Source organism: uncultured Kluyvera sp. (assembly GCF_902485085.1).
Taxonomy (GTDB): Bacteria; Pseudomonadota; Gammaproteobacteria; order Enterobacterales; family Enterobacteriaceae; genus Kluyvera; species Kluyvera ascorbata.
Map to the genome: position 1 here is coordinate 49,044 of NZ_CABTJS010000091.1, position 25,006 is coordinate 74,049.

Annotated in this window: 26 protein-coding genes and 3 tRNA genes; 12 read left to right on the top strand and 17 right to left on the bottom strand. The window is 52.9% G+C overall.

Features of this window, described 5'->3' with window-relative positions; genetic code table 11:
• Positions 1-21 precede the first annotated feature (21 nt).
• Entirely contained in the window at positions 22-1,344 is a 1,323-nt protein-coding gene (gene deoA, locus RDN66_RS10715; RefSeq protein WP_202216550.1) for a thymidine phosphorylase, read from the bottom strand.
• Between the two features lie 137 nt (positions 1,345-1,481).
• The gene (gene deoC / locus RDN66_RS10720; RefSeq protein ID WP_035894562.1) at positions 1,482-2,261 is read right to left on the bottom strand and encodes a deoxyribose-phosphate aldolase; all 780 of its coding nucleotides are present in this window, start codon (positions 2,259-2,261) and stop codon (positions 1,482-1,484) included.
• Positions 2,262-2,519: 258 nt separating this feature from the next.
• On the opposite strand from deoC, the gene RDN66_RS10725 reads away from it, so the two are divergent.
• Both RDN66_RS10725 and RDN66_RS10730 read left to right on the top strand, forming a co-directional pair.
• Positions 2,520-4,070 carry a YjjI family glycine radical enzyme gene (locus tag RDN66_RS10725; protein WP_308537842.1) on the top strand — a complete coding sequence of 517 codons (1,551 nt, stop codon included), beginning with the start codon at positions 2,520-2,522 and terminating at the stop codon, positions 4,068-4,070.
• Positions 4,042-4,905 (top strand): YjjW family glycine radical enzyme activase, encoded by an 864-nt coding sequence (locus tag RDN66_RS10730; protein WP_202216553.1) that lies wholly within the window; start codon positions 4,042-4,044, stop codon positions 4,903-4,905. The genes RDN66_RS10725 and RDN66_RS10730 overlap by 29 nt, the downstream gene beginning before the upstream one ends.
• Here the strand turns inward: RDN66_RS10730 and RDN66_RS10735 are convergent.
• The 9 genes from RDN66_RS10735 to RDN66_RS10775 all read right to left on the bottom strand — a co-directional run bounded on the left by RDN66_RS10735 (position 4,900) and on the right by RDN66_RS10775 (position 12,777).
• Complete coding sequence (locus RDN66_RS10735; protein ID WP_202216554.1) at positions 4,900-6,177, bottom strand: NupC/NupG family nucleoside CNT transporter; 1,278 nt, start codon at positions 6,175-6,177, stop codon at positions 4,900-4,902. The two genes, RDN66_RS10730 and RDN66_RS10735, sit on opposite strands and share 6 nt — an antisense overlap.
• A gap of 147 nt (positions 6,178-6,324) precedes the next feature.
• A complete protein-coding gene (locus tag RDN66_RS10740; RefSeq protein ID WP_202216555.1) occupies positions 6,325-7,104 on the bottom strand; it encodes a metal-dependent hydrolase in 780 nt (259 codons plus the stop codon).
• Complete coding sequence (locus RDN66_RS10745) at positions 7,101-8,159, bottom strand: patatin family protein (protein WP_035894556.1); 1,059 nt, start codon at positions 8,157-8,159, stop codon at positions 7,101-7,103. The genes RDN66_RS10740 and RDN66_RS10745 overlap by 4 nt, the downstream gene beginning before the upstream one ends.
• A gap of 121 nt (positions 8,160-8,280) precedes the next feature.
• Positions 8,281-8,442: a DUF1328 domain-containing protein gene (locus RDN66_RS10750; protein ID WP_064547200.1), complete on the bottom strand. Its 162-nt coding sequence runs from the start codon at positions 8,440-8,442 to the stop codon at positions 8,281-8,283.
• A 128-nt stretch (positions 8,443-8,570) separates the two neighbouring features.
• Entirely contained in the window at positions 8,571-9,167 is a 597-nt protein-coding gene (gene osmY, locus RDN66_RS10755) for a molecular chaperone OsmY (protein WP_202216556.1), read from the bottom strand.
• Between the two features lie 403 nt (positions 9,168-9,570).
• A complete protein-coding gene (gene prfC, locus RDN66_RS10760; protein WP_035894554.1) occupies positions 9,571-11,160 on the bottom strand; it encodes a peptide chain release factor 3 in 1,590 nt (529 codons plus the stop codon).
• Between the two features lie 93 nt (positions 11,161-11,253).
• A complete protein-coding gene (gene yjjG / locus RDN66_RS10765; RefSeq protein ID WP_035894553.1) occupies positions 11,254-11,934 on the bottom strand; it encodes a pyrimidine 5'-nucleotidase in 681 nt (226 codons plus the stop codon).
• A gap of 14 nt (positions 11,935-11,948) precedes the next feature.
• Complete coding sequence (rimI, locus tag RDN66_RS10770; RefSeq protein WP_035894552.1) at positions 11,949-12,395, bottom strand: ribosomal protein S18-alanine N-acetyltransferase; 447 nt, start codon at positions 12,393-12,395, stop codon at positions 11,949-11,951.
• Entirely contained in the window at positions 12,364-12,777 is a 414-nt protein-coding gene (locus RDN66_RS10775; RefSeq protein WP_035894551.1) for a DNA polymerase III subunit psi, read from the bottom strand. Before RDN66_RS10775 ends, rimI begins: the two co-directional genes overlap by 32 nt.
• Before the next feature lie 102 nt (positions 12,778-12,879).
• Between RDN66_RS10775 and rsmC the strand changes: the two genes are divergently transcribed.
• From rsmC to RDN66_RS10795, 4 genes are all read left to right on the top strand, one after another.
• Positions 12,880-13,911, top strand: a complete 1,032-nt coding sequence (rsmC, locus tag RDN66_RS10780) for a 16S rRNA (guanine(1207)-N(2))-methyltransferase RsmC (RefSeq protein ID WP_202216558.1) — start codon at positions 12,880-12,882, stop codon at positions 13,909-13,911.
• 224 nt (positions 13,912-14,135) lie between these two features.
• A tRNA-Leu gene (locus tag RDN66_RS10785) sits at positions 14,136-14,221 on the top strand.
• A 27-nt stretch (positions 14,222-14,248) separates the two neighbouring features.
• A tRNA-Leu gene (locus tag RDN66_RS10790) sits at positions 14,249-14,334 on the top strand.
• 36 nt (positions 14,335-14,370) lie between these two features.
• Positions 14,371-14,456, top strand: a tRNA-Leu gene (locus tag RDN66_RS10795).
• A gap of 38 nt (positions 14,457-14,494) precedes the next feature.
• Here the strand turns inward: RDN66_RS10795 and RDN66_RS10800 are convergent.
• Positions 14,495-14,734 (bottom strand): DUF1435 domain-containing protein, encoded by a 240-nt coding sequence (locus RDN66_RS10800; RefSeq protein WP_202216559.1) that lies wholly within the window; start codon positions 14,732-14,734, stop codon positions 14,495-14,497.
• A 230-nt stretch (positions 14,735-14,964) separates the two neighbouring features.
• On the opposite strand from RDN66_RS10800, the gene RDN66_RS10805 reads away from it, so the two are divergent.
• Positions 14,965-16,029 (top strand): GGDEF domain-containing protein, encoded by a 1,065-nt coding sequence (locus tag RDN66_RS10805; protein ID WP_123651540.1) that lies wholly within the window; start codon positions 14,965-14,967, stop codon positions 16,027-16,029.
• Positions 16,030-16,130: 101 nt separating this feature from the next.
• A complete protein-coding gene (gene fhuF, locus RDN66_RS10810; RefSeq protein WP_202216560.1) occupies positions 16,131-16,919 on the top strand; it encodes a siderophore-iron reductase FhuF in 789 nt (262 codons plus the stop codon).
• Between the two features lie 36 nt (positions 16,920-16,955).
• Here fhuF and RDN66_RS10815 read toward each other — a convergent pair whose 3' ends face one another.
• Positions 16,956-18,299, bottom strand: coding sequence for a PTS sugar transporter subunit IIC (locus RDN66_RS10815; RefSeq protein ID WP_202216561.1), 1,344 nt, complete (start codon positions 18,297-18,299; stop codon positions 16,956-16,958).
• A 340-nt stretch (positions 18,300-18,639) separates the two neighbouring features.
• Here RDN66_RS10815 and RDN66_RS10820 point away from each other — a divergent pair, with 340 nt between their 5' ends.
• Complete coding sequence (locus RDN66_RS10820; RefSeq protein ID WP_035893338.1) at positions 18,640-19,098, top strand: YbaK/EbsC family protein; 459 nt, start codon at positions 18,640-18,642, stop codon at positions 19,096-19,098.
• Here the strand turns inward: RDN66_RS10820 and bglJ are convergent.
• The 4 genes from bglJ to pobA all read right to left on the bottom strand — a co-directional run bounded on the left by bglJ (position 19,095) and on the right by pobA (position 22,832).
• Positions 19,095-19,769, bottom strand: coding sequence for a DNA-binding transcriptional activator BglJ (gene bglJ, locus RDN66_RS10825; RefSeq protein ID WP_072011370.1), 675 nt, complete (start codon positions 19,767-19,769; stop codon positions 19,095-19,097). The two genes, RDN66_RS10820 and bglJ, sit on opposite strands and share 4 nt — an antisense overlap.
• A complete protein-coding gene (locus tag RDN66_RS10830) occupies positions 19,730-20,458 on the bottom strand; it encodes a response regulator transcription factor (protein WP_308537843.1) in 729 nt (242 codons plus the stop codon). Before RDN66_RS10830 ends, bglJ begins: the two co-directional genes overlap by 40 nt.
• A gap of 286 nt (positions 20,459-20,744) precedes the next feature.
• Complete coding sequence (locus RDN66_RS10835; RefSeq protein ID WP_051910736.1) at positions 20,745-21,644, bottom strand: helix-turn-helix domain-containing protein; 900 nt, start codon at positions 21,642-21,644, stop codon at positions 20,745-20,747.
• Positions 21,645-21,647: 3 nt separating this feature from the next.
• The gene (gene pobA, locus RDN66_RS10840) at positions 21,648-22,832 is read right to left on the bottom strand and encodes a 4-hydroxybenzoate 3-monooxygenase (RefSeq protein WP_202216563.1); all 1,185 of its coding nucleotides are present in this window, start codon (positions 22,830-22,832) and stop codon (positions 21,648-21,650) included.
• 278 nt (positions 22,833-23,110) lie between these two features.
• Here pobA and RDN66_RS10845 point away from each other — a divergent pair, with 278 nt between their 5' ends.
• From RDN66_RS10845 to dnaT, 3 genes are all read left to right on the top strand, one after another.
• Entirely contained in the window at positions 23,111-23,887 is a 777-nt protein-coding gene (locus RDN66_RS10845; protein WP_035893344.1) for a threonine/serine exporter ThrE family protein, read from the top strand.
• Positions 23,878-24,351, top strand: a complete 474-nt coding sequence (locus RDN66_RS10850; protein ID WP_035893345.1) for a threonine/serine exporter — start codon at positions 23,878-23,880, stop codon at positions 24,349-24,351. The genes RDN66_RS10845 and RDN66_RS10850 overlap by 10 nt, the downstream gene beginning before the upstream one ends.
• A 114-nt stretch (positions 24,352-24,465) precedes the next feature.
• A complete protein-coding gene (gene dnaT / locus RDN66_RS10855) occupies positions 24,466-25,005 on the top strand; it encodes a primosomal protein DnaT (protein ID WP_035893347.1) in 540 nt (179 codons plus the stop codon).
• Position 25,006 lies beyond the last annotated feature (1 nt).

The window sequence follows — 25,006 nt, forward strand, 5'->3', positions numbered from 1 at the left end:
AGCGATCAGATCAGTATATAACTATTCGGTGATGCGACGATAGACAGTTGGCGTAATTTCAGGCGCTTTATCGTCCAGTTTAATTGCCGCTTTCACAGCCTTCGCCGCGTCCTGCCAGCTTGTTTCATCTTTCGCGTGGATCACCGCCAGCGGACGTTGTCCGTCAACGCTGTCGCCCAGACGAGCCATGTCGGTGAAGCCAACGCTGTAATCAATGTTGTCAGAAGCCTGGCGACGACCGCCGCCCATAGAAACCACCGCCATGCCCAGCGCGCGGGTGTCCATCGCGCTGACAAAACCTTCGGTATCAGCATAGACGGCTTTGCTCAGCATCGCTGTTGGCAGATATTTCGCGTAGTTTTCAACGAAATCGGTTGGACCTTTCTGTGCTGCCACCATGCGACCAAAGATCTCCGCGGCTTTGCCGTTGTCGAGCACGGCCTGCAGTTTGGCGCGCGCTTCGGCGTCGTCTTTGGCGAGCCTGCCGGAGATCAGCATCTCAACGCACAGCGCCATGGTAACGTCGAACAGACGCGGATTACGGTATTCGCCTGTCAGGAACTGCACGGCTTCGCGTACTTCTACAGCGTTACCTGCGCTGGAGGCCAGCACCTGGTTCATGTCGGTGAGCAGCGCCGTCGTTTTCACACCTGCACCGTTGGATACGCCCACGATCGCTTCCGCCAGTGCAGCAGAGAGTTCGTAGGTTGGCATAAACGCGCCGCTGCCGACTTTCACGTCCATCACCAGCGCATCGAGACCTTCTGCCAGCTTTTTGGCGAGAATGGAGGCGGTGATAAGCGGGATGGAGTCCACCGTCGCGGTAATGTCGCGGGTGGCGTAAAAACGTTTGTCCGCCGGTGCGAGCGAGCTGGTCTGCCCAATAATCGCCACACCCACGTCTTTAATAATTTCACGGAAACGGTTGTCGTCCGGGAAGATGTCGAAGCCCGGAATGGCTTCGAGCTTGTCGAGCGTACCGCCGGTATGGCCGAGACCGCGACCGGAGATCATCGGAATATAGCCACCGCAGGCTGCGACCATTGGGCCAAGCATCAGCGAAGTGACGTCACCTACGCCGCCGGTAGAGTGCTTGTCGACAATCGGGCCGTTGAGGTTGAGGCTCTTCCAGTCCAGGACGGTGCCTGAATCTCGCATCGCCATGGTCAGCGAGACACGCTCCGGCATGCTCATATCATGGAAGAAAATGGTCATCGCCAGCGCGGCAATCTGCCCTTCAGAGATGGTGTTGTCACGAATCCCGTTGATAAAGAAACGAATTTCTTCATCACTCAGCGCGTGGCCATCACGTTTTTTGCGAATAATTTCTTGAGCGAGAAACAAGGTACCCTCCTGATTAATCAGGTTAAATGCAGCGAGCTTGCGCCCGCGCTACGTTCCTGTAGCCCGGCCAAGCGTAGCGCCGCCGGGGAGATCCCGGAGTCGGCGCGCATGCGCCTCGTCCGGGCTACGATAATGCATTAATAGCTGCTAGCGCTCTTACCGTCGCCGTGGCCCAGCGCCTTCAGCAGGCTAGCCAGCAGAGAGGAAGCGCCGAAGCGGTAGTGACGGGAGTCAGCCCAGTCCGCACCGAACAGTTCGTCAGCGATAGACAGGAACAGTTGTGCGTCTTCTGCAGTACGAACGCCGCCCGCTGGCTTGAAGCCCACGGTTTTCTGTACGCCCATATCACGGATAACTTCCATCATGATGCGCGCGCTTTCTGGGGTCGCGTTCACCGGCACTTTACCGGTAGAGGTTTTGATGAAATCAGCGCCGGCTTTGATGGAGATTTCAGAGGCCTTACGAATCAGGGCTTCTTCTTTCAGTTCACCGGTTTCGATGATCACTTTCAGCAGCACGTTTGCCGCGGCACAAGCGTCTTTACAGGCTTTCACCAGATCAAAACCAACCTGCTCGTTACCGGCGATCAGCGCGCGGTATGGGAAGACCACGTCAACTTCGTCAGCGCCGTAAGCGATGGCTGCGCGGGTTTCCGCCAGCGCAATCTCAATGTCGTCGTTACCGTGCGGGAAGTTGGTGACGGTGGCGATGCGGATATCCGGGGTTCCCTGCTCTTTCAGCGTTTTACGCGCAATCGGAATGAAACGCGGATAGATGCAGACAGCGGCGGTGTTGCCCACCGGCGTTTTCGCCTGATGACACAGCGCGATCACTTTCGCGTCAGTATCGTCTTCATTCAGGGTAGTTAAGTCCATCAACTGCAGCGCACGCAGGCTGCTTGCCTTTAAATCAGTCATTTTTCTCTCCGACGGCGTATTGCCGTGTAAATCGTTACCTTGCGGGTCTGTGACTATTGTAACACCGCCCCGCGTTCACACTTCGACTTCCATCACACTTAGTGAAAACTTCGTACAAAATTGCATAACAATAACGAGACACGCATCAAATTTTTACACCAGAAATGGAAGCTAAAACGCCACTTCAACCGCTGGGATCAAAAGACGGCCTCATCGTTTTTCATACACTCCGCCTATCACTCGTCTGAGGAACCGAACATGCCAACATCGAATGATTCATCGCTGCTGCAACACTGCCAGCAAATTGTGACAAGCTCCGTGTTAACCCCGGAACAGAAACGTCATTTTCTGGCCCTGGAGGCCGAAAACGCCCTGCCGTACCCAGAGCTCTCTGAGGAAGCGCGGGCGGCGATGGCCGACGGCGTTATTTGCGATATGTATGAAGGGCATGCGCCGTATAAACCGCGTTACGTGCTACCGGACTACGCGCGTTTTCTGGCTAACGGTTCCGAATGGCTGGAGCTTGAGGGCGCCGAAGATCTGGACGATGCCCTTTCACTGCTGACCATTCTCTACCATCACGTCCCTTCGGTGACGGCGATGCCGGTTTACCTCGGTCATCTTGATGCGCTGCTATCGCCTTATGTTAGAATTCTAACACAAGATGAAATTGATATTCGAATAAAACGTTTCTGGCGCTATCTCGACCGCACGCTGCCAGATGCCTTCACCCACGTGAACATCGGCCCACACGATACGCCTATCACGCGCGCAATTTTACGCGCGGATGCAGAGCTAAAGCAGGTTGCGCCAAATCTGACCTTTATCTACGGCCCGGAAATTACGCCGGATGATTTACTGTTACAGGTAGCACAAAATATCTGTGAGTGCAGTAAGCCACACATCGCCAACGGACCGGTAAATGATAAAATATTCACAAACAGTCAATATGGCATCGTAAGCTGTTACAACTCGCTGCCGCTTGCCGGCGGCGGCAGCACGCTGGTACGCCTGAACCTCCAGCAGGTGGCACAGCGCAGTGAATCAGTCGATGACTTCTTCACGAACGTGCTGCCGCGCTACTGCCAGCTGCAAATCGATATCATCGATGCCCGCTGTCGCTTCCTCTACGAACAGTCGCACTTCTTTGAGAATAGCTTCCTGGTGAGCGAAGGGTTGATCGACCCGGATCGTTTTGTACCCATGTTTGGTATCTACTCGCTCGCCGAGGCGGTTAACCTGCTGTGCGAACGCGAGGGGATTGCCGGACGCTACGGCAAGGATGAGCAGGCCAATCAGTTGGCCTACCGCATTAGCGCCGAGCTTGCCAACTTCGTCGCCCGTACGCCAGTACAGTACGGCTGGCAGCAGCGCGCACTGCTGCACGCTCAGTCAGGTATCAGCTCAGATATTGGCACCACGCCGGGCGCTCGTCTGCCTTATGGCGATGAGCCAGATCCGATTAGTCATTTATTGGCCGTCGCGCCGCATCACGCCCACTACACCGCGGGGATCAGCGATATTCTGACCCTGGATGAAACCGTGAAACGTAACCCGCAGGCGGTAATGCAACTCTGCCTCGGCGCGTTCAAAGTGGGAATGCGAGAATTCAGCGCCAACGTCAGCGGCAACGATCTGGTGCGCGTCACCGGCTACATGGTGCGCCTGTCCGACCTGCAAAAATACCGTGATGAAGGCTCCCGCACCAACACCACGTGGCTGGGCGAAGAAGCGGCCCGCAACACGCGTATCCTGGAACGTCAACCTCGTGTCGTGAGTCATGAACAGCAGATGCGCTTTAGTCAGTAAAATCATCCCGTTCTCCTGCGTCGATGGGCCCGGCAGCCGCCTGGCCCTGTTCCTGCAAGGGTGCAATCTGCGCTGCAAGAACTGCCATAACCCGTGGACGATAGGGCGCTGCAACGACTGCGGTGAGTGCGTGGCGCAGTGCCCGCACCAGGCATTAAGCGTGAATGGCGGGAAAGTCATCTGGCGCGCGGACGCGTGCCAGCAGTGCGATACCTGTCTGCATATCTGCCCGCAGCAGGCCACGCCAATGGCGCAGACCATGAACGTTGAGCAGGTGCTTCAGCAGGTCACGCAGGTCGCACCGTTTATTGAGGGAATAACCGTCAGCGGTGGCGAAGCGACCACGCAGTTACCGTTCGTCATCGCCCTCTTCCAGGCGCTGAAATCCACGCCTGCCCTTTCGCACCTGACCTGTCTGGTCGACAGCAACGGTGAGCTACCGATAAGCGGTTGGGAGAAGCTACAGCCCGTGTGCGACGGGGTGATGGTCGATTTAAAATCCTGGGATAGCGACCGCCACCAGGCGCTGACCGGGCGCGGCAACGCGCGAATTAAGCAGAGCATTCAGTGGCTGGCTCAGCACGGCATGCTGTCGGAGCTACGGCTGCTGGTCATCCCTGAGCACAGTGATTATCTGGAGGAGGCGGAGTCGCTGAGTGCCTTTATTACCGAACTCGGAGATGTGCCCATTCGCCTGAACGCCTTTCACGCGCACGGCGTTTACGGTGAGGCAAAATTGTGGGGTAGCGCCGGGCCAACGGACGTTGAGGCCGTCAGCCAGGCGCTACAGGCCAGAGGAATAACGAGGCTTATCCCTCCGGCGCTGTACTTATAGGGCGAGGAACAGGCCCGCGATGGTGGCGCTCATCAGGTTGGAGAGCGTCCCGGCGGCAACCGCTTTCAGGCCGAGCTGCGCGATTTCTTGTCGACGATTTGGCGCCATGCTGCCCAGGCCACCAATCAGAATCGCAATTGAGGAGAGGTTCGCAAAGCCGCACAAGGCGAAGGAGATAATCGCTTTGGTGTGGCTGGAGATAACCTGCAGACCAGCCGCTGCCACTTCAGCGTCCGCCTTCAGGTATTCACCGAAGTTCATATAGGCCACGAATTCGTTGATAACCAGCTTCTGGCCGATAAAGGAACCCGCCACCGTCGCTTCGCTCCACGGCACGCCTATCACCCATGCCAGCGGTGAGAAGATCCAGCCGAGAATCAACTGCAGCGACAGTTCCGGATAATCAAACCAGCCGCCGATACCAGAAAGCATACCGTTCAGCAGCGCAATCAGCGCAATAAACGCCAGCAGCATGGCCCCCACGTTCAGCGCTAGCTGCATACCGGATGCTGCACCTGATGCCGCGGCATCCAGCACGTTCGCAGGCGCATCCGGGTTTTTCGCATCTTTCTCAAGCGTTGGTGAGTCATGCGGAGTTTCCGTTTCCGGAATGATGATTTTGGCAAACAGCAGGCCGCCCGGCGCCGCCATAAACGAGGCCGCAATCAGGTACTCCAGCGGCACGCCCATCTGCGCGTAGCCCGCCAGTACAGAACCCGCCACCGAAGCCAGGCCGCCACACATTACCGCAAACAGTTCAGAACGGGTCATGGTAGCGATATACGGACGCACCACCAGCGGCGCTTCGGTCTGGCCGACAAAGATATTTGCCGTGGCAGAAAGTGATTCGGTACGTGAGGTTTTCAGCACCTTACGCAGCGCTCCGCCCAGAATACGAATCACAAACTGCATGATGCCGATGTAGTACAGCACCGCAATCAGCGAGGAGAAGAAGACGATAACCGGCAGCACCCGCAGCGCAAATACGAAGCCGCCACCGCCGAAGACTTCAAACATCTTGTCAGAGACCAGCCCGCCAAACAGGAAGCCGATACCTTCGTTACCGTAGGCAATCACGTTGGCCACGCCTTCGGACATCGCCAGCAGGACTTTGCGCCCGGCAGGAACATAGAGGATTAATGCACCGATGCCCACCTGTAACAACCAGGCACCCAGTACGGTTCGGAGGTTAATCGCTTTACGATTACTGGAGAGAAGTAAGGCAATGGCGAGCAACACCACCATGCCGATGAGTCCCATGAGGATTTGCATACAGATTCCCTGTGTATTGAAAAATATAATAATTACGGCAAACCAATCGCGGCGATTATAACGTTCCGTAATTATCTTTTTTGCTAAATGTCACAGGTTTTACGCAACAGTAACGACTGAATGATGATTAATGAGATCTACGTCACTTCATGACAATCCAAAGAGTGCATGGGTATTTTCCAGCAGCGCTGTGACAATTTCCTCAGGAGATTCATGTCGTAGCGAGCAGAGATGAGTAAATACCTCAGCAACCCGCTCCGGGCGGTTGGGCTGCCCCTGATAGCCATTGAGCGGCATATCCGGCGCATCGGTTTCAAGAACCAGCGAGGACAGCGGCAGTTGCGCCATCACATCGCGGGTTTTACTGGCGCGAGGATAGGAGATAGTTCCCCCCACACCGATTTTATAGCCTAACTGGACGAAGCGTTCCGCCTGCTGGAAACTACCGGCAAAGCCGTGTACCACGCCGGTTCGCGGCAGATTATGTCGCTTCAGGTGCAGCGCCAGCTTGTCATGGGTGCGCCGCGAATGCAGGATAACCGGCAAATCGTAACGCTTCGCCAAGCGCAGCTGCTCGTCCAGCAGGGACTGCTGACGTTCAAACTGTGGGTTCTCCCGGTAGAGATCGAGACCAATTTCCCCCACCGCCACCAATTTTGCTGGCTTCAGGGCGATAGCGGCTTCCAGCTGCGCCAGACTCTCATCGCTGTGCCGTTCTACCACAATCGGATGCAGCCCAACGGCGGCATACAGCGGAGGAAACCGTTCGGCCAGCGCCAGCACGCGAGGGAAGTTGTCGGCTTCGGTAGCGGGAATAATTATCTTGTTCACGCCAACGGCAGCCGCACGCTGAATACTCGCCTCTTCGTCACCGGTAAAGGGAGGGAAATCGAAGTGGCAATGGGTATCAATAAAACGGCCGTTCACGCCAGATCCTTATCATCAAAGAGTGTATCGTTTACTGGCGGCACGTCGTTCATCGCAACGTCGGGCATATCCTCCACCACGGGAACCGGAGGAATAGCACGGCCTTGTTTGAGGTGGCGCACTAGCGGTGGTTTCTCCGCTAACAGTTTACCAATGGTCGCCAGAAAGTAACGTCCGCATAAACGCCCTGTTTTGTAGTCCTGACGCAGTGCCGGGATGCGGCTGCCTAGCGCCATACTCAGCAACGGTTTCGGCGGGTAGATTTCAATAATACGCAGCTTACCCGGCGGGTTCTCAATAAACTGTTGGGTTTCACTGTAGGTCGTTTCATGGTGCTGCACCAGGTTCACCAGCGGCTGTAGGCTACTTTCACCCAGCCAGCGCTCCATACGTTTAAACCACTGCGGTGTGTAATACATTTGCGATGGAACAGTACGAATCACAACCAGCGTTTTGGCCCCCTGTTTTGCCGCCTCGCGCACCGGAATTGCATCGCTCACGCCGCCATCAAGGTAGCTGACGCCATCCAGCGCAACGCCGGGGCGATAGAAACCAGGAATCGCGCTGGACGCCCGAATAATATCGAGCCAGTTCTGCCTGGTGGGCGAAAAGTAGCTGGGGGTATAGTCATCGCTTCGACAGGCGCAGATATAAAAGGATTTTCCCGACTCAAACAGGCGTTCGGCGGTTTCCATGGCGAGCGGCATCTGCCCAGCGGTCGACCCGACCAGCCAGTCAAGATCGATAAGGTTGCCGCCGCGGACAAAACGTACCGGGTCGAAAAACTCCCGCCGAGTGGTGTAGCGCATGATGACTTTGCGCCCGTACCCCGGTTGGTTACACAGATAGGCGGAAAGATTTTGTGCGCCCGCAGAGGTGCCATAATAGAGATCGAAGGGATTGAACTGTGCCCGCATAAACTCATCAAGCACTCCAGCGGTGAAAATTCCCCGCTGTCCTCCCCCTTCACAAACCAGTGCCGTACGGCCGGGTTTGAAACGACTCAGCGATAATGGTGCAATATTGCCAAGCGTGACGGGTATACGCTGCCCCACCTCTGCCTACCTGTTTTTTATTCACCAGACTTACAAAGTAGCCTAATTTCAGGTCGGCTAAAACTAATAAAGCCAGTCCGCTGGACTGGCTTTGATGTCATGCTAGTTGACGCGTAACGTTCTAGGGGCGTTTACGCCCGGTAAACAGACTCACCAGGAAGATGATAATCCCCACAACGAACACGATTTTTGCTGCCCACGCAGCCGTACCTGCCAGTCCACCAAATCCTAATGCGGCGGCAATTAACGCGATAACCAGAAATATAATGCCCCAACGAAACATAAGCTTCTCCTTTACCATAGTTAATGTCGACCGCTTGCTATGAGGGCTCGTGCCACTCATATGCACTATTTTTAGTGTGGTGCACATTTTGTCTGCTGCCAAATGTCAGCAGACAAAATCACCACTTATTACTGCGTTTTCAGATCATTTTTGACGCTTTTCACGCCTTCAACGGCTTTGGCAATGCTTTCAGCACGATCGCTCTGCGCCTGAGATTTCACGGTACCTGAAAGCTGTACCACGCCATCTGTCGTCTCAACTTTCACGTTACGTGAAGGAACGATGTTATCGGCCAGCAGTTTGGCTTTCACTTCGCTAGTCGTTGCGGTATCACCGGCATACCCTTTCAACGAACTTTCTTTACTGTCGCGAACGTGGAGCTTATCGCTGACAGAGGCGACGCCCTCAACCGCTTTCGCCGCCGCAACGGCCGCTTCGGCCTGAGCCTGGCTCTGGACAAAGCCGCTCAAGGTCACGACTTTTTTGTCTGTTTTCACCGAGATATCGGTACTCTTGATGCTCTCGTTATCCACCAGCGCGGCTTTTACCTTCGCGGTGATGGTGCTGTCATCCATAAAGCTACCCACTTTATTCCCTGCGCTTTCCGCACTCGCCTGAGCCTTATCCATGGTCGAGGTTTCGGCATAGGCAGCACCGGTGGCAACAGCGGAGGTCAGCATCACGGCAAGCAGCGTTTTAGCGATTGTCAGTTTTTTCATCGTCATCAATATATTCCTGTATGTATTGCTCATCATCCGAGCACTAGCAACACGCAGGTTGCATTGCTGAATAGGGTAAAAACTCCCTGCTCGCATACTTCTCACGGCTTCCCTGAATCCACCAGGGCCATCAAACACCGCGAGATCGCGCTCTGAGCCAGTTATTAATATTGCGATAGAAATAAACGTTAGCTTTAAGCGCTTAACCAAGACGAGTTATCAGCATTTAAAGCCAACGTAGATGTCATCGCTTTGTTAAATATAGATCACAATTTTGAAACCGCCCGCTTCGCTGAGCAAAAAACAGACAGTTAGCGCAAAAAGAGAAGGAATTAAGAACTTTCCGTAAGCGGCTAATTAGGAAGGAAAAGTGTCAGGGTGCAGCGGATGCCGCACCCTGCAGGGGATTTTAGTGCTCGCGAGTTTTGCGGAACTCAACTTCAGGATAACGTTCCTGAGTCAGGTTCAGGTTCACCATGGTTGGGGCGATATAGGTCAGGTTATCGCCGCCATCCAGCGCCAGCTGAACTTCGTTTTTACGTTTGAATTCTTCGAATTTCTTCACGTCTTTGCTCTCAACCCAGCGGGCCGTCGCGACGTTAACCGATTCGTAGATAGCTTCCACGTTGTATTCGCTTTTCAGACGCGCAACCACCACGTCAAACTGCAGCACGCCCACCGCACCAACGATCAGATCGTTGTTAGAGATAGGACGGAATACCTGCACCGCACCCTCTTCGGAAAGCTGAACCAGGCCTTTCAGCAGCTGTTTCTGCTTGAGCGGATCTTTCAGGCGAATACGACGGAACAGTTCTGGTGCGAAGTTCGGGATACCGGTGAACTTCATCATTTCACCCTGGGTAAAGGTGTCACCAATCTGGATGGTGCCGTGGTTGTGCAAGCCGATGATGTCGCCCGGGTAGGCTTCTTCAACGTGCGAACGGTCACCTGCCATAAAGGTCAGCGCGTCGGAAATCACCACGTCTTTACCGATACGTACCTGACGCAGTTTCATGCCCTTTTCATATTTTCCGGACACAACGCGCATGAACGCTACGCGGTCACGGTGTTTCGGGTCCATGTTGGCCTGAATTTTAAAGACAAAACCGGTGAACTTCTCGTCCTGCGCTTCCACCAGACGGGTGTCGGTTTTACGCGGCATCGGCGCAGGCGCCCACTCCACCAGACCGTCGAGCATATGGTCAACGCCGAAGTTACCCAGCGCGGTACCGAAGAAGACCGGGGTGATTTCACCGGCCAGGAACAGCTCTTTATCAAACTCGTTAGAAGCGCCCTGCACCAGCTCCAGCTCGTCACGCAGCTGCTGCGCCAGCTCTTCACCAACGGCGGCATCCAGTTCCGGGCTGTTCAGGCCTTTCACAATACGCACTTCCTGAATGGTGTGGCCTTTACCGGTTTGATACAGGTAGGTTTCGTCTTTATAGAGGTGATAAACGCCCTTGAACAGCTTGCCGCAGCCAATTGGCCAGGTGATCGGCGCACAGCCGATTTTCAGCTCGCGCTCAACTTCATCCAGCACTTCCATCGGATCGCGGATATCACGGTCGAGTTTGTTCATGAAGGTCAGGATCGGCGTATCGCGCAGACGGGTAACTTCCATCAGCTTACGAGTCCTGTCTTCGACGCCTTTTGCGGCATCGATAACCATCAGACAGCAGTCCACCGCCGTCAGGGTACGGTAGGTATCTTCGGAGAAGTCTTCGTGCCCCGGGGTGTCCAGCAGGTTCACCAGGCAGTCGTGATACGGGAACTGCATCACGGAGGTGGTAATGGAGATACCACGCTGCTTTTCCATTTCCATCCAGTCAGATTTTGCATGCTGGCTGGAGCCACGGCCTTTTACCGTACCGGCAGTCTGAATAGCCTGTCCGAATAACAGCACCTTTTCGGTGATTGTCGTTTTACCGGCATCCGGGTGGGAAATAATGGCAAAAGTGCGGCGCTTGGCCACCTCTTGCAAATAAGGAGACAACGTCATAATTCAATCTTCTTGAGTAAGCACGGCTTCGCACCGCGCATGTTGAATACGAAAAAATTGCGGCTATTTTACCCATCAAAGGGGGGCTGGCAATCACTGTTTACACAGGAGTAACTCCAGTTCATGCAATGAGGTCACCGTCCAGTCAGGCGTAATGCCTTCCGGCAGCGGACGCTGGTGCGCGTTCAGCCAGCAGGTTGCCCACTCGGCGTTCATCCCACCGCGAATATCGGACTCGGCGGTATCGCCGACCATCAGCACGCGGGAACGGTCCGGATTACCGGCTTGTTCCAGGGCATAGTCAAAGATCCGACGATCCGGTTTTGCCACGCCCACTTCTTCAGAAATAATCAGCAGATCAAAGTGTTCGCGAAGCCCGGTACGCTCCAGACGAATTTGCTGAAGTGACGTAAAGCCGTTGGTGATGATGCCCATCTTCACCTTGCCTTTCAGGGCGTTCAGCAGCGAAACCGCACCCGGCAGCGGGGCGCAAATTTCAGCCATCGCGTTCATAAAGGCATCGTTCAGGTCGCCGGGATGAACGTTCAGACGCTCCGCCCAGCTGGTAAAACGCTGATGCTGAAGCTGAAGCGAGGTAATCGCGCCATTCTGATAATCGACCCACAGCGGCTTGTTGACCGCCTGGTAGTCCTGGAAATCTTCCGCGGTAAAGGTCACGCTGTAGTCGAGAAACATCCGCTGTAAGCCGCTAAACGAGTCAAACGTAAACAGCGTTTCGTCGGCATCGAAGAAAATCCAGTCCCACTTCTTCATCTTTTCACCTTGTCTTACATACTAATGGGCAGCGCCATAATGATGGCATCCTCACGGCCTTCCGCCGTGGGGTAATAGTTGCGACGAATGGTCGCTTCATTGAAGCCTAAGCTTTCATACAGCGCGATGGCCGCGTGATTCGAAGCGCGAACTTCCAGCCACAGCGTCACCACGCCAGCCGCTTCCAGGGCATCAATAAGATGTTCCAGCAGCTCACGCCCCAGACCGCGACGCTGATACGCGGGATCTACGGCAATATTGAACAACGTCGCTTCATCCAGCACCACCTGAGTAATGGCGAACGCGGCCATCTCACCGTCGACTGACATCTGGAGGTTCAGATAGCGCTCCCCCTGATTGCTGGCGAAGGTTTTTTCACTCCAGGGAAAGGCATGCGCGCGCGTTTCAATTTGAAAGGCGCGGGGTAAATCAGTCGTGCTGAGGGTAGAAATCGTGTTCATGGGTGCAAATTTGTTGCCAAAGTGCAGCACGCGCTGGCGCGCTGGCTTGCAGTTCATTAAATGGCGGTGTCGAAATCACCGCGCCTTCTAGCGTGACAGGCGTGTCGTTCCCAAGGCGCCAACAGTGACAGCGACTGTCCTGAGGCAGCATCGCGACACGGTCCGGCGTCAGCGGTAAAACCTGATCCGGCGTCAGACACAGCGCGCGGAGAATATCGCTAATCAGCGGCTCGGTGAGCGGAGGTAACGTCTCGGCCACCATCACCAGTTTTACATGCGGCGGAAGCGTAATCGCAATTTCACCCTGCAGTGCCCCAGGGCGACGTAATGCCCATTGGGTGATACCCAACTGTTGTAATTGCCAGTCTCGCCGGGATGTCATGTGAAACGCTCCTGTCTATCAAGGGCGCAAATATAGCAAATTCATCGAAACTGCGCCAATTACACACTATAATCCCCGCCTAAGTTTATTGAGGATTAATTCATGTCTGCTTTTACCCCGGCAAGTGAAGTCTTGCTGCGCCACAGTGATGATTTCGAACAGAGCCGTATTTTCTTTGCCGGCGATCTGCAGGATGACCTGCCCGCACGTCTGGATACCGCGGCAAGCCGTGCACATACCCAACAGTTTCACCACTGGCAGGTACTGAGCCGCCAGATGGGCAACAACGTACGTTTTAGCCTGGTCGCTCAAGCTGAGGACGTTGCGGATTGCGACACCCTGATTTACTACTGGCCGAAAAATAAGCCGGAAGCGCAGTTCCAGCTGATGAACATTCTGTCTCTGATGCCGGTCGGTACCGATATTTTCGTTGTCGGCGAAAACCGCAGCGGCGTGCGTAGCGCCGAGCAGATACTGGCCGAATACGCACCGCTGAATAAAGTCGACAGCGCGCGTCGCTGCGGCCTGTATCACGGTCGCCTGGAAAAACAGCCATCCTTCGATGCCGAAAGCTTCTGGGACGAATACCAGCTGGATAACCTGACCATCAAAACCCTGCCTGGCGTATTCAGCCGCGACGGTCTTGATGTGGGGAGCCAGTTGCTGCTTTCTACCCTCACCCCACATACCAAAGGCAAAGTGCTGGACGTTGGCTGTGGCGCTGGTGTACTGGCGGCAACCCTTGCCAGCCATTCACCAAAAGTACGCCTGACGCTGTGTGACGTGGGCGCTTCAGCCGTTGAAGCCAGCCGTGCAACGCTCGCGGCAAACGGCTTTGAAGGCGAAGTCATCGCCAGTAACGTCTTCTCTGAGATTAACGGTCGCTTCGACATGATTATCTCCAACCCGCCGTTCCATGATGGGATGCAAACCAGCCTGGATGCCGCGCAAACGCTGATCCGCGGCGCCGTTCGTCACCTGAACAGCGGCGGTGAGCTGCGTATTGTTGCGAACGCCTTCCTGCCGTATCCGGCTGTGCTGGACGAAATGTTTGGTTTCCACGAAGTGATTGCCCAGACTGGCCGTTTTAAAGTGTACCGTACCGTTTTGACTCGTCAGGCTAAAAAAGCCTAACTCATGTAGGCCGGATAAGGCGTTTACGCCGCCATCCGGCGTGACACCGAGCAGCGCCGGGTGGCGCTATCGCTTATCCGGCCTACATAAACTCCCCATAACCGAAGAAACGCCTTTTTTTTCGGCAATCGCGCCGAGTTCGATAATTAACTGTTGACGCCCAGCGTAAAATCTCTAGAATTCGCCCCCGTGGTAATGATTCTTTCATAAAGAGTCAATGGTATGCGAAGGTGGCGGAATTGGTAGACGCGCTAGCTTCAGGTGTTAGTGTCCTTTGGATGTGGGGGTTCGAGTCCCCCCCCTCGCACCATAAACCACGTTATATCGTTCGCAGTGTGCGAAGGTGGCGGAATTGGTAGACGCGCTAGCTTCAGGTGTTAGTGTCCTTAGGATGTGGGGGTTCGAGTCCCCCCCCTCGCACCAACGAAGCGATATAACAAAAGAAACGAGATAATCTGTGCGAAGGTGGCGGAATTGGTAGACGCGCTAGCTTCAGGTGTTAGTGTCCTTAGGATGTGGGGGTTCGAGTCCCCCCCCTCGCACCAGACTCCTCGTTCCCTCTCTGATTTTCCCTTTCCTGCATTCATCCCATTAGCTTTAAATTCATCGTAATCAATACAAGACCGCTAACAAATGCAATGCATGATGGCAGTAGTACAAAATGTCGCAAACGACGATGCCAGATCATCGCTCCGCTCAGCAGCAGCCCACACACGATCATCCCACGCCATACATCGACGGATAGCCCCATCGTACTGAGAATGGCGATAGCTCCCCCAGAAATCAGTCCTCCCCAGCCACTGCCTAGCGTTCTTTGCCACATGATTGCGCCCATCTAAATGATAATGATTACCAATATCATATGACATTTTTTGTTATTTGTCTGCTTATAAGCTAAGGTTTCATAATCATTAATGACATGTATATTGTATGGTGATAACGTGTACAAAAATATCATGTCTAATATAAAGAATTTGCGCGCTTTTACTCATGCTTTATTCTTGTTTTTGATGCACTTACTTATATATTAAAGGCTGACTACAACATTCAACAATGACTGTACAATCCTGGCGCACCCTGCGTGCGCAAAAATATCAGCTAACGTTCCGGCTATTTTTGTTTTTGAATCTGGTCTCGTCGACGCTCTCTGTCTTCAGCCCGATTTATGACGTTAATATTTTTCCTCTACCCGCAATGCTGATAGCGGTGGGCAGCTGCGTGCTGCTAGTGTGGAACTGGCGATATGCCAGTATCCGGCCGAATCTACCAATAATTTCGGCTGTATTCGGCTGCCTGTGGGGCTGGCATATTTTAAGTAAAACTTTGGTACTCGCTTTACCAAATGACAATTTTCAAATGATTGCGCTATTTAGCGTGATATTTGTCGGAACAATTGCGTTTTCAAATAATATCGTTGCCTTCTCTCTACATTCGTTGCCAACATTTATTGTTTGCCTGATAACAAGTCCAACAAATGAGTGGTGGAGGATGGCCTACTGTATGGCGCTACCATTAATAGGTATTGCTATTCAGCACGTCATTCAGCGACGAAACGATAAGTTTGCTCAAGGATTGATGTATAAACTGCTGGAAGAGCGGGAGACCCTGAATGGTCTGAGCATGCTCGACCCGCTTACTGGGCTCTATAACCGTCGTGGGTTTCAGTTCCGCCTGGACTCGCTGATGTCTATAGGGGAGGCTCGGCACTCCGTCCTGCTGCTGGATATCGACCATTTCAAGGCCTATAACGATCACTACGGCCATATGATGGGTGACCAGGCTCTGATGCGCGTTTCAGCGGCTATTCGTAATGCCGTTCGCTCACGCGATATTGTGACGCGCTTTGGTGGCGAAGAGTTTATGGTGGTTCTACCGCATTGTGATGTTGATACCGCCATGCAAACCGCTGAGCGCATTCGTCAGCAGGTGTACGACCTCCGTATTCCACATATGTTTAACGCAAGCGTCGCCACACACGTCACCATCAGCATAGGGGTCGCGCCACTGGAAGATAGCAATATCGAACTGGCCATGCAGAGAGCGGATAAAGCGCTGTATGAGGCGAAGAACATGGGCCGCAACAACATCCTAACCTACGAGCAGGCTCCCGCCGTTTAAGTTCACAAAAAGCCAGCGCAAGAGACAAACTTCTTGCGCTGGCTTTTATCTATAGCTAGGATTGCTAATCATTATCATTTAGATTTATAACTAGCTTATCTATGGCCTATCGCTCCGCACCGATTGCTGATGACCTTATCTGGCGCACGCCGCTTCCTGCTAAGGAAAGCACGTTCGCTGAGTCGGTGCGTGCCAAGATAACTGAACTGCGCCCGCATTTGCTGGAACTGTTCCGCCTGGATGAAACGGCGCCTGATTGCGCCAAAACGCTCAATGAATGGGCTAAGCCAACGGAGTTAAGTTCGTTGCTGGCGGTGTATTCCGACCATATTTATCGCAATCAGCCCACTCAGCCACGAGAAAATAAACCGCTGATTTCCCTCTGGGCGCAGTGGTATATCGGCCTGCTTGTCCCCCCTTTAATGCTCGCACTGCTGACGGAAAAATCAGCCCTGTCGCTTAGCGCTGACAACTTCCACGTTGAGTTTCACGAAACGGGCCGTGCAGCCTGCTTCTGGATTGACGTTGAACCCGACCTGCGCATCAGCCAGAAGCCCGCCATCGACCGCATGGATGATCTGGTAACCCAGGCATTAATGCCGGTGGTCCAGGCGCTGGAAGCCACGGGGGACATCAACGGCAAACTCATCTGGAGCAATACCGGGTATCTGATTAACTGGTATCTCGGTGAAATGAAAACGTTGTTGGGCGAAGAGCAGGTTAACGAGCTACGCCAACGCTGCTTCTTCGCCAAAACGTTGGGTGATGGTCAGGACAACCCTTTATGGCGCACCGTCGTATTACGTGACGGGCTTCTGGTACGTCGTACCTGCTGTCAGCGTTACCGCCTCCCGGACGTTCAACAGTGCGGTGACTGCACGCTGAAATAAATAACGGGGCTTTCGCCCCGTTATTTATTTACTGTCTTAAGCAGCCTGCTCGCTCTCTTCAGCCGCACGCTGTGCTTCTTCATTCTCCTGTTCTAACAACTGTTTTTCATACACTTTGAAGAACGGATAGTAGATAACCGCGGAAACGCAGGCCAACAGCACAACCAGAATCGCTGCACGGAAGTCCCAGCCTAATGCCCATGCACCACCAATCGGTGCAGGAGCAGTCCACGGTACAACGGAAATCACACGACCAATCAGATCCAGCTTCATCGCCGCCCAGGCCAGAATGGCGTTGACCATCGGCGCCAGCAGGAACGGAATAAAGAACACCGGGTTCATCACGATTGGGGTACCAAAAATAACCGGTTCGTTAATGTTAAACAGGCTTGGCACCACGCTCAGACGGCCAATTGAACGCAGGTGTGCTGAACGGCTACGCAGATAGCAGAACACCAGCCCCATCGTTGCACCGGAGCCCCCGACCACGATAAAGAAGGTCCAGAATGCTTCCATGAAGATGTGCGGCAGCGGAGCTCCCTGTGCCAGCGCAGTCTGGTTCAGACCAAGGTTGGTCAGCCAGAACATTTGCAGCATACCAGAGACAATTGCCGCCCCGTGGATCCCTGCAAACCACAGCAGGTGACCAATCAGTACAGCCAGCAGAATGGCCGGTAAGGAGTCCGCGGCAGAAACCAGTGGTTTGAATACGGACATGATGGCCTGTGGAATCAGCATATCGAACTGGCTCTGGATAAACAGGCTCAGCGGATACAGCGTCAGTACCACGACCAGTACCGGAATCAAGAGATCGAAAGAGTTTTTGATCATCGGCGGCACCTGATCCGGCAGACGGATCCCGATGTTGCGAACTTTCAGAAAACGCATCATCTCCACGCAGTAGACAGCAACCAGGATCGCAGTAAAGATCCCCGTTCCGCCCAGGCTGTCGACCGGCAGATGGCCGCTAGTTTTTGGTGCCGCAACCAACAGGAATGCCATGATAGACAGCATTGAACACATGAACGGATCGAGCTGGTTGCTCTTTTCGTAGTGTTTGCCGAGGTTATAGGAGATAGCCGCACAGATATAGATAGACATAATGCCCATCGTCATGTCGAACGGCGTCAAAATACGGCCTTCAAACTCTTTAGCAAGATCTAACCACGCCCGGGCAAAGCCCCAGGTGGTGTCGGGAGAAAACGGCGGATAGGCGAAAACCAGCAAAAATGATCCTACAATCATGAATGGCATCGCAGAAATAAAGCCATCACGAATCGCCATAACGTGGCGCTGAGAGGAAATGCGTCCCGCAACCGGACTAACGTAATTTTCTACAAAGTGAAATATCAGATTAAATGCAGCGTGATTAGCAGACATAGCAGCCCTCCTGACAGGCTTTAGACGTAAGCACAGCAACAACGATTTTGCCGAAATACAACTGGGCATACTGTGAAGCATCAGGAGTTACGGGTCTGCGACCAGCAATGATGATGTTCGTATAGATACAGTTCATACACGGCTCTTATTATAGATACAAAGGAAGTTACCTCTGCAGTATCAATCGCCTGATGAAGAACAGCAACCGGTTACAGTAACCGGTTGCATTGATTGTGAAGGAGATCCAAAAAACAAACAATTTTTGCACAACTTCGTCCGTTTATTTACAACCAAGGTAGCTTTATGACAGAGTGACTCGCCGAATTTTGAGGAGAGCACCATGAGCCTGCAGTCTGTCAGAGATTTCTTTGCCGAGCATGCGCCCGACATCAACATCATCGAGCTTGAGCAAAGTACAGCGACCGTTGCGCTTGCCGCTGCTGCTCATCGCGTTGAGCCAGGACAAATTGCCAAAACGCTTTCTCTGAAGGTGAAAGATCGTGTGATTCTGGTCGTTGCTAAAGGTGATGCCCGCCTGGACAACAAGAAACTCAAAGAGACCTTTGGCGCAAAAGCACGCATGTTGAGCAGTGATGAGGTGGTTATCCTGACGGGTCACCCCGTCGGTGGCGTGTGCCCATTTGGTCTCGAAAACCCGCTGGATGTTTACTGCGATGTTTCCCTGCAACAATACGACGAGGTCCTCCCTGCCGCAGGTGCCATTCATAGCGCGGTACGTATCTCACCGGAAAGAATGGCCAGCCTTACCGCAGCAACATGGGTTGATGTGTGTCTTTAGCAAGCCGATGGCGTAACGGCAGTGTTGATATCGTGAAGAGAGACCAACAGATCGGCGGCGCTCAGTAGCTCAATATCAGAATTCACCCCCAGCTTACTCATCGCATTAAATTTATGCGCGCGGATAGTTTTGATATTCCGACCCAGCTGCTGAGAAATGTCCATCAACGAGTATCCATAGGTCATGTAACGCAGAATCAAATTCTCGGTTGGGCTAAGAACATGATTTCTGCGTATGGAAAAGTGCAGCTCGATGTCGTCAGAGGACTCTTCTTTTTCCATCAGTACTGCCAATATGCGTTGTTGCAGTTCACTCAACGTATCAGACTTGCTCAAAATACCGTGCATATAGGTTGGCGACAGGAGCTGAATAAGCGAGGCCTCCTCATTATCATCAGCCAGAATCAAGCGCTTCATTGCCGGATAATTCTGAGCAATATCCCCCATGGCCTGCAAACCTTCAATACGAAGCTCACGGGTTCCAGAAAGACAGCACATCACAGCATCAAACCTGTTTTGCTCTGCCGCCTGCTTAAATTCGGTAATAGTGCGAAAAAAATGGAAAATAATATGCTGTCTATGAGAAGACATTAATAGATGACGTAATCCGACTGCTGTCATAATGCACGGTTCTATGATAGCAATGCACTGCTTCCCGGCGCGCTTTTCCATTCGATTTGTTCCCCATACGCTGAATAGAGGTTGAGTTCCTTCATACCCTGATTGCTGTTGAGCCAGGCATACATTTCTGCGTTACTCCGTAAAGAAAGGCGGCGCATCGCACTATTCTTTTGCGCACTCACCGTCTTATTACTCTTTTTCAGCAAAGTGGCGATCTGATTAATACCCCATCCCTTTGCGAGTAGACGCAGAACCTTTCGCTCAGAAAGCGTTAGCATGGCTAATCGGTTGCTATCGTCTTCGATATCGGCATCGTCCTGACTTAGGATCAGCAGGGACTCACTCACGCCACCGGCATACACACTGCCCTGCTGAATAGCTTTAATCACGCGCTCAACGGACTCTGAATCAGAAAGCAGCGTACTTTCCGGTCGCATTAAGAACTCAACGGCCAACGCGTAGTGTTGCCGGCTGATCATAAATATCCAATGAATATCACGGTATTGTGAGAGCAGCGTATAATATTGCTCATAGAGACTACGCGGATTGCCGATGTCTCCGGAGAAATCAACAATAACAACATCGGTACGACGAAGCTGAAGCAGCGTTAACTGCTCTAGTGATAGGCAAAAATTGAGTTCGTAATCAGGAAAATTCATTTGCATGATGCTTTTCAGCCCGGATTGCATAACCGGTATCTTGCTGATAATCAGCGCAAACTTGCAGTACTCTGGCAACATATAACCTCCGTATCCTTTCGAAGATTCATTTCCTGAATATATTTTAATTTAAAACAAAAGATGTATTCATAGGAAATGAACGAATCCATTTCGATTTCCTGTAAATAGCGGCATACTGCTGATGGTAACGATCCGATGAATCATACCGCTGCATGATATTACTGATGTGAGATATTTTGCTAACTAACATGATTAGCTATATGAGTATAATCCTGCAATTCTAAACAAGTAACTTAGAAAATATTAACGTGCCTATAAGAAAAATTAAATAATCACGAGTATATGCCTATTTCGGCTGTACCATTCTCGTCTTAAATTCTTTAGGCGTCATCCCACCTCGTTTGCGGAAGAAACGAGAAAAATAAGTAACATCAGTAAAGCCTAAATAATCAGATACTTGAGTGATTGTCATGCTGGTGTACTGCAGGCTTCGTTTTGCTTCAAGCAATAGGCGTTGGTGTAAAACACTCAATGCGCTGGCTCCATGAAACTCGCGACATAAGCAGTTCAAATGCGTCGTGGAAATACGCAGCTTTTGCGCATATTCAGCTAACGATAAGTGCTCCCGATAGTGGCTCTCAATCAATCGACTGAACTGACGTAACACCTGTCGCTTTCGCTCGCTTTTATCCTCTGCCATTACGCCCAGCGTTCCCTGCCGATTAAGCCAGACCAGCAGAGCGCTTAAAAGCGAGTAGAGCATCATCTCACGTGCATCATGGTCCTGAATGTATTCATCTAAAAGCGTGGAGAACACGGAGCGAATATGATGGCTGGAGCGCTTAACGGGAACGCAGTCAGGTCGGCTCAGAATGTCCAGTTGTCGACCAAACTGTGCCTCCAGGCGGTTTAACAGCGGCAGTGCCAGAGAAAGTACGTAGCCTTGTGTTCCCGGCGAAAAACGAAAACCGTGCACACAAAGTGCGGGGATAACCTGGATAGAAGACTCATTAACCACTCGGCGAACGCCCTCTATCTCAATTTCAGCCTGTCCTTTATGTAGATAAAGCAGTTGCACCAGCTCAGCATGCTGATGCACGCGGATATGCCATTCATAAAGACTGCTACGTTTAAGAATTGACTCACAATGCAACAAATCAGGTGTCGGCCAGCCAATATGCTCACCATAAAGCTTAAAAACCGGCACTGCATCCGGCAGCTTTGCATCGACACCCGTTCGTTTCATTCTTTACTCCACCCGCTCATAAGGTAGACCGACATAATTTTCGGCAATGGTCGTCAGGCCGGCTCGCGAACCCAGGTAGTACTGACGATCGGCTTCCTGCATTTTTCTATCAAACGCACTCTTATCCTGAAAATCGTGCAGCAAATGCGTCATAAACCAGCTAAAGCGCTCGCCTTTCCATACCCGGTTCAACGCCAGTTGAGAGTAGCAGCTGAGCAGATCGGTACGCCCATGTTGATAGTACTGGCGCAAAATTCGCCACAGGTAATTGACATCTGAAACGGCAAGATTCAGCCCTTTTGCCCCGGTTGGGGGTACGATATGCGCCGCGTCGCCCACGAGGAACATTCGCCCATACTGCATAGGCTCCACAACATAGCTGCGCAGCGGGGCAATGCTTTTCTCAAGTGAGTGACCAGTCACTAACTTTTTCCCCAGATCCTCCGGCAGGCGCCGCTTTAACTCCTCCCAGAAACGTTCATCAGACCATTGGTCAACGCTCTCGGTTAGCGGCACCTGCAGATAATAACGGCTTCTAGTTAGTGAGCGCTGACTACACAATACAAACCCGCGTTCGTGGTGCGCATAAATCAGCTCAGGATTAACCGGTGGGGTATCGGATAACAACCCCAACCAGCCAAACGGCCAGATGCTTTCGTATTCACGCAGGATGTCTCGCGGGATGCTTTGACGAGAAACACCGTGGAAACCATCGCAACCCGCCACAAAATCACAATCCAGACGGCAAAGCTCACCGTTTTTCACAAAGGTGACAAATGGCTTATCACTTTTAAGGTCATGTAATTCCACCTGCTCAACGCCATAAATCGTCTGCGCTCCGCTGGCCTGTCGCGCTTCCATCAAATCGCGCGTGACCTCCGTCTGCCCATAAACCATCACGCTCTTGCCGCCGGTCAGCTCACTCAGCGGTACCGGAATACGCTGTCCCGCAAACAGGAACTCGACGCCATGATGGACCAACCCTTCGGTATCCATACGGCGGGAAACGCCCGCTTCACGCAGTAGCTCAACGGTACCGTTCTCCAGAATCCCGGCACGAATGCGACCCAATACGTATTCAGGCGTCTGACGTTCCAGGATAACGGTTTTTATACCGGCGTTATGTAACAGTTGACCTAACAGCAGCCCTGAAGGCCCAGCACCGATAATGGCAACTTGCGTGTTCATGGGAGACCTCACATTCTGGTTAATTATTTGTTTATTTTGTGTATCAATAAAGTTTCAGAATGCATTTTTGATAAGTCAGTGCGGAAAAAGAAGGCCAGAATCCGTTCAAAAATTGCACTTTTGAACAGTTTTACGAAAGTGTGGGCAATATCAACTCTCAGACAAAAGCGGTGTGCCGCTGAATTTTTGCACATTACTTGATCCTGACCGGATAGCCCTTCCGCGCTCTTCGGGTAAAAGTAGGTCATGACACAGGCGTACTCGATACCAGGGCCATTATGGAAGTAGATCAGTCAGAACAACGCATCGTTACGCGGCTATGCATTCAATGCGGTCTTTTTTTATTGCAGCATGGGGCGGAAAGCGCCCTGGTCGAAGAGCTATCAACGCGCCTGGGACGCGCACTTGGTATGGACAGCGTCGAAAGCGCAATCTCGTCGAACGCCATCGTGCTGACGACGATTAAAGACGGGCTATGTCTGACCTCTACGCGCAAAAATAGCGACCGCGGCATCAACATGCACGTGGTAACCGAAGTGCAGCACATCGTTATCATGGCCGAGCACAAATTGCTGGACCATAAAGATGTCGGCAAGCGCTTTGCGCAGATTAAGCCGCTGCGCTACCCGCGCTGGCTGGTTGTACTGATGGTTGGCCTCTCCTGCGCCTGCTTCTGCAAGCTCAACAACGGCGGCTGGGACGGCGCATTCATCACCTTCTGCGCCAGCACCATCGCCATGTATATTCGCCAGCTACTCACGCACCGTTCGATGCACCCCCAGATTAACTTTGGCCTGACCGCCTTTGTGGCCACCACGGTATCGGGGCTTATGCTGCAACTCCCCGCATTCCACCAGACCTCAACGGTTGCCATGGCGGCGAGCGTGCTGCTGCTGGTGCCGGGTTTTCCGTTGATTAACGCCGTCGCCGACATGTTCAAAGGCCACATCAACACCGGTCTGGCCCGCTGGGCGATTGCGAGCTTACTCACGCTCGCCACCTGCGTTGGCGTGGTGATGGCCATGACCTTATGGGGGCTTCGCGGATGGGTGTGATTCATTTTATTTACTTGCTGGCGCAGGATGCGTTGCTGTCAGCCATTCCTGCCGTCGGGTTTGCGATGGTCTTTAACGTCCCGCAGCGCGCTCTGCGCTGGTGTGCGCTACTTGGGGCTATCGGCCATACCTCGAGATTTGCCATGATGACCGCCGGGTTTAATATCGAATGGGCCACCTTCCTGGCGGCGATGCTGGTAGGCAGCATCGGCATTCAGTGGTCACGCTGGTATCTGGCGCATCCGAAAATCTTTACCGTCGCTGCCGTCATCCCCATGTTCCCGGGGATATCGGCCTATACCGCGATGATTTCTGCTGTAAAAATCAGCCACTTTGGCTATTCCGAAGATCTGATGATCATGCTGCTGAGCAACTTCCTTAAGGCATCATCCATCGTCGGCGCGCTCTCCATCGGGCTATCCATTCCAGGGCTGTGGCTCTACCGCAAGCGTCCGCGGGTGTAAGGAAAACGGCGGTACGGGAAGTGCCGCCCATCGCGTACCTTGTGCTACTATGTGCAGTATTACGGCGGTTATCCCGCCCCCTTCCCGTTGTTTTTTCAGTATTGAGATTGTGTTATGTCTTCTCGTATTTTAACGCCTAACGTGATCGGAATTGACGCTTTCGTCGCCGATCCTGCAGCGATTCTTGCGCAAACTCAGGGCGGCGCGCTCGCCGTGTTTGCCAATAATCAGCCTGCGTTCTATGCCATTACGCAGGAACGTCTGGCGCAACTCCTGGCGCTGGAAGAAAAGCTATCCCGACCGGGTAGCGACGTGACGCTGGACGCACAATTTTTTGAAGAGCCGACGCCAACCCCGATTGCGGTTCCAATGGGGAAATTTGCGATGTACGCAGGCTGGCAGCCCGATGCCGAGTTCCTGCGCCTTTCCGCGCTGTGGGGTATCGCTTTAAGCGAACCCGTTACGCCGGAAGAGCTGGCCGCTTTCGTCGCCTACTGGCAGGCTGAAGGGAAAGTGTTCCATCATGTACAATGGCAGCAAAAGCTGGCGCGCAGCGTACAGATGGGCCGAGCCAATAATAACGGCCAGACGCGCCGTGATATCAACACCGTCAGCGAGCCTGACAGTCATATTCCACCGGGTTTCAGAGGTTGAG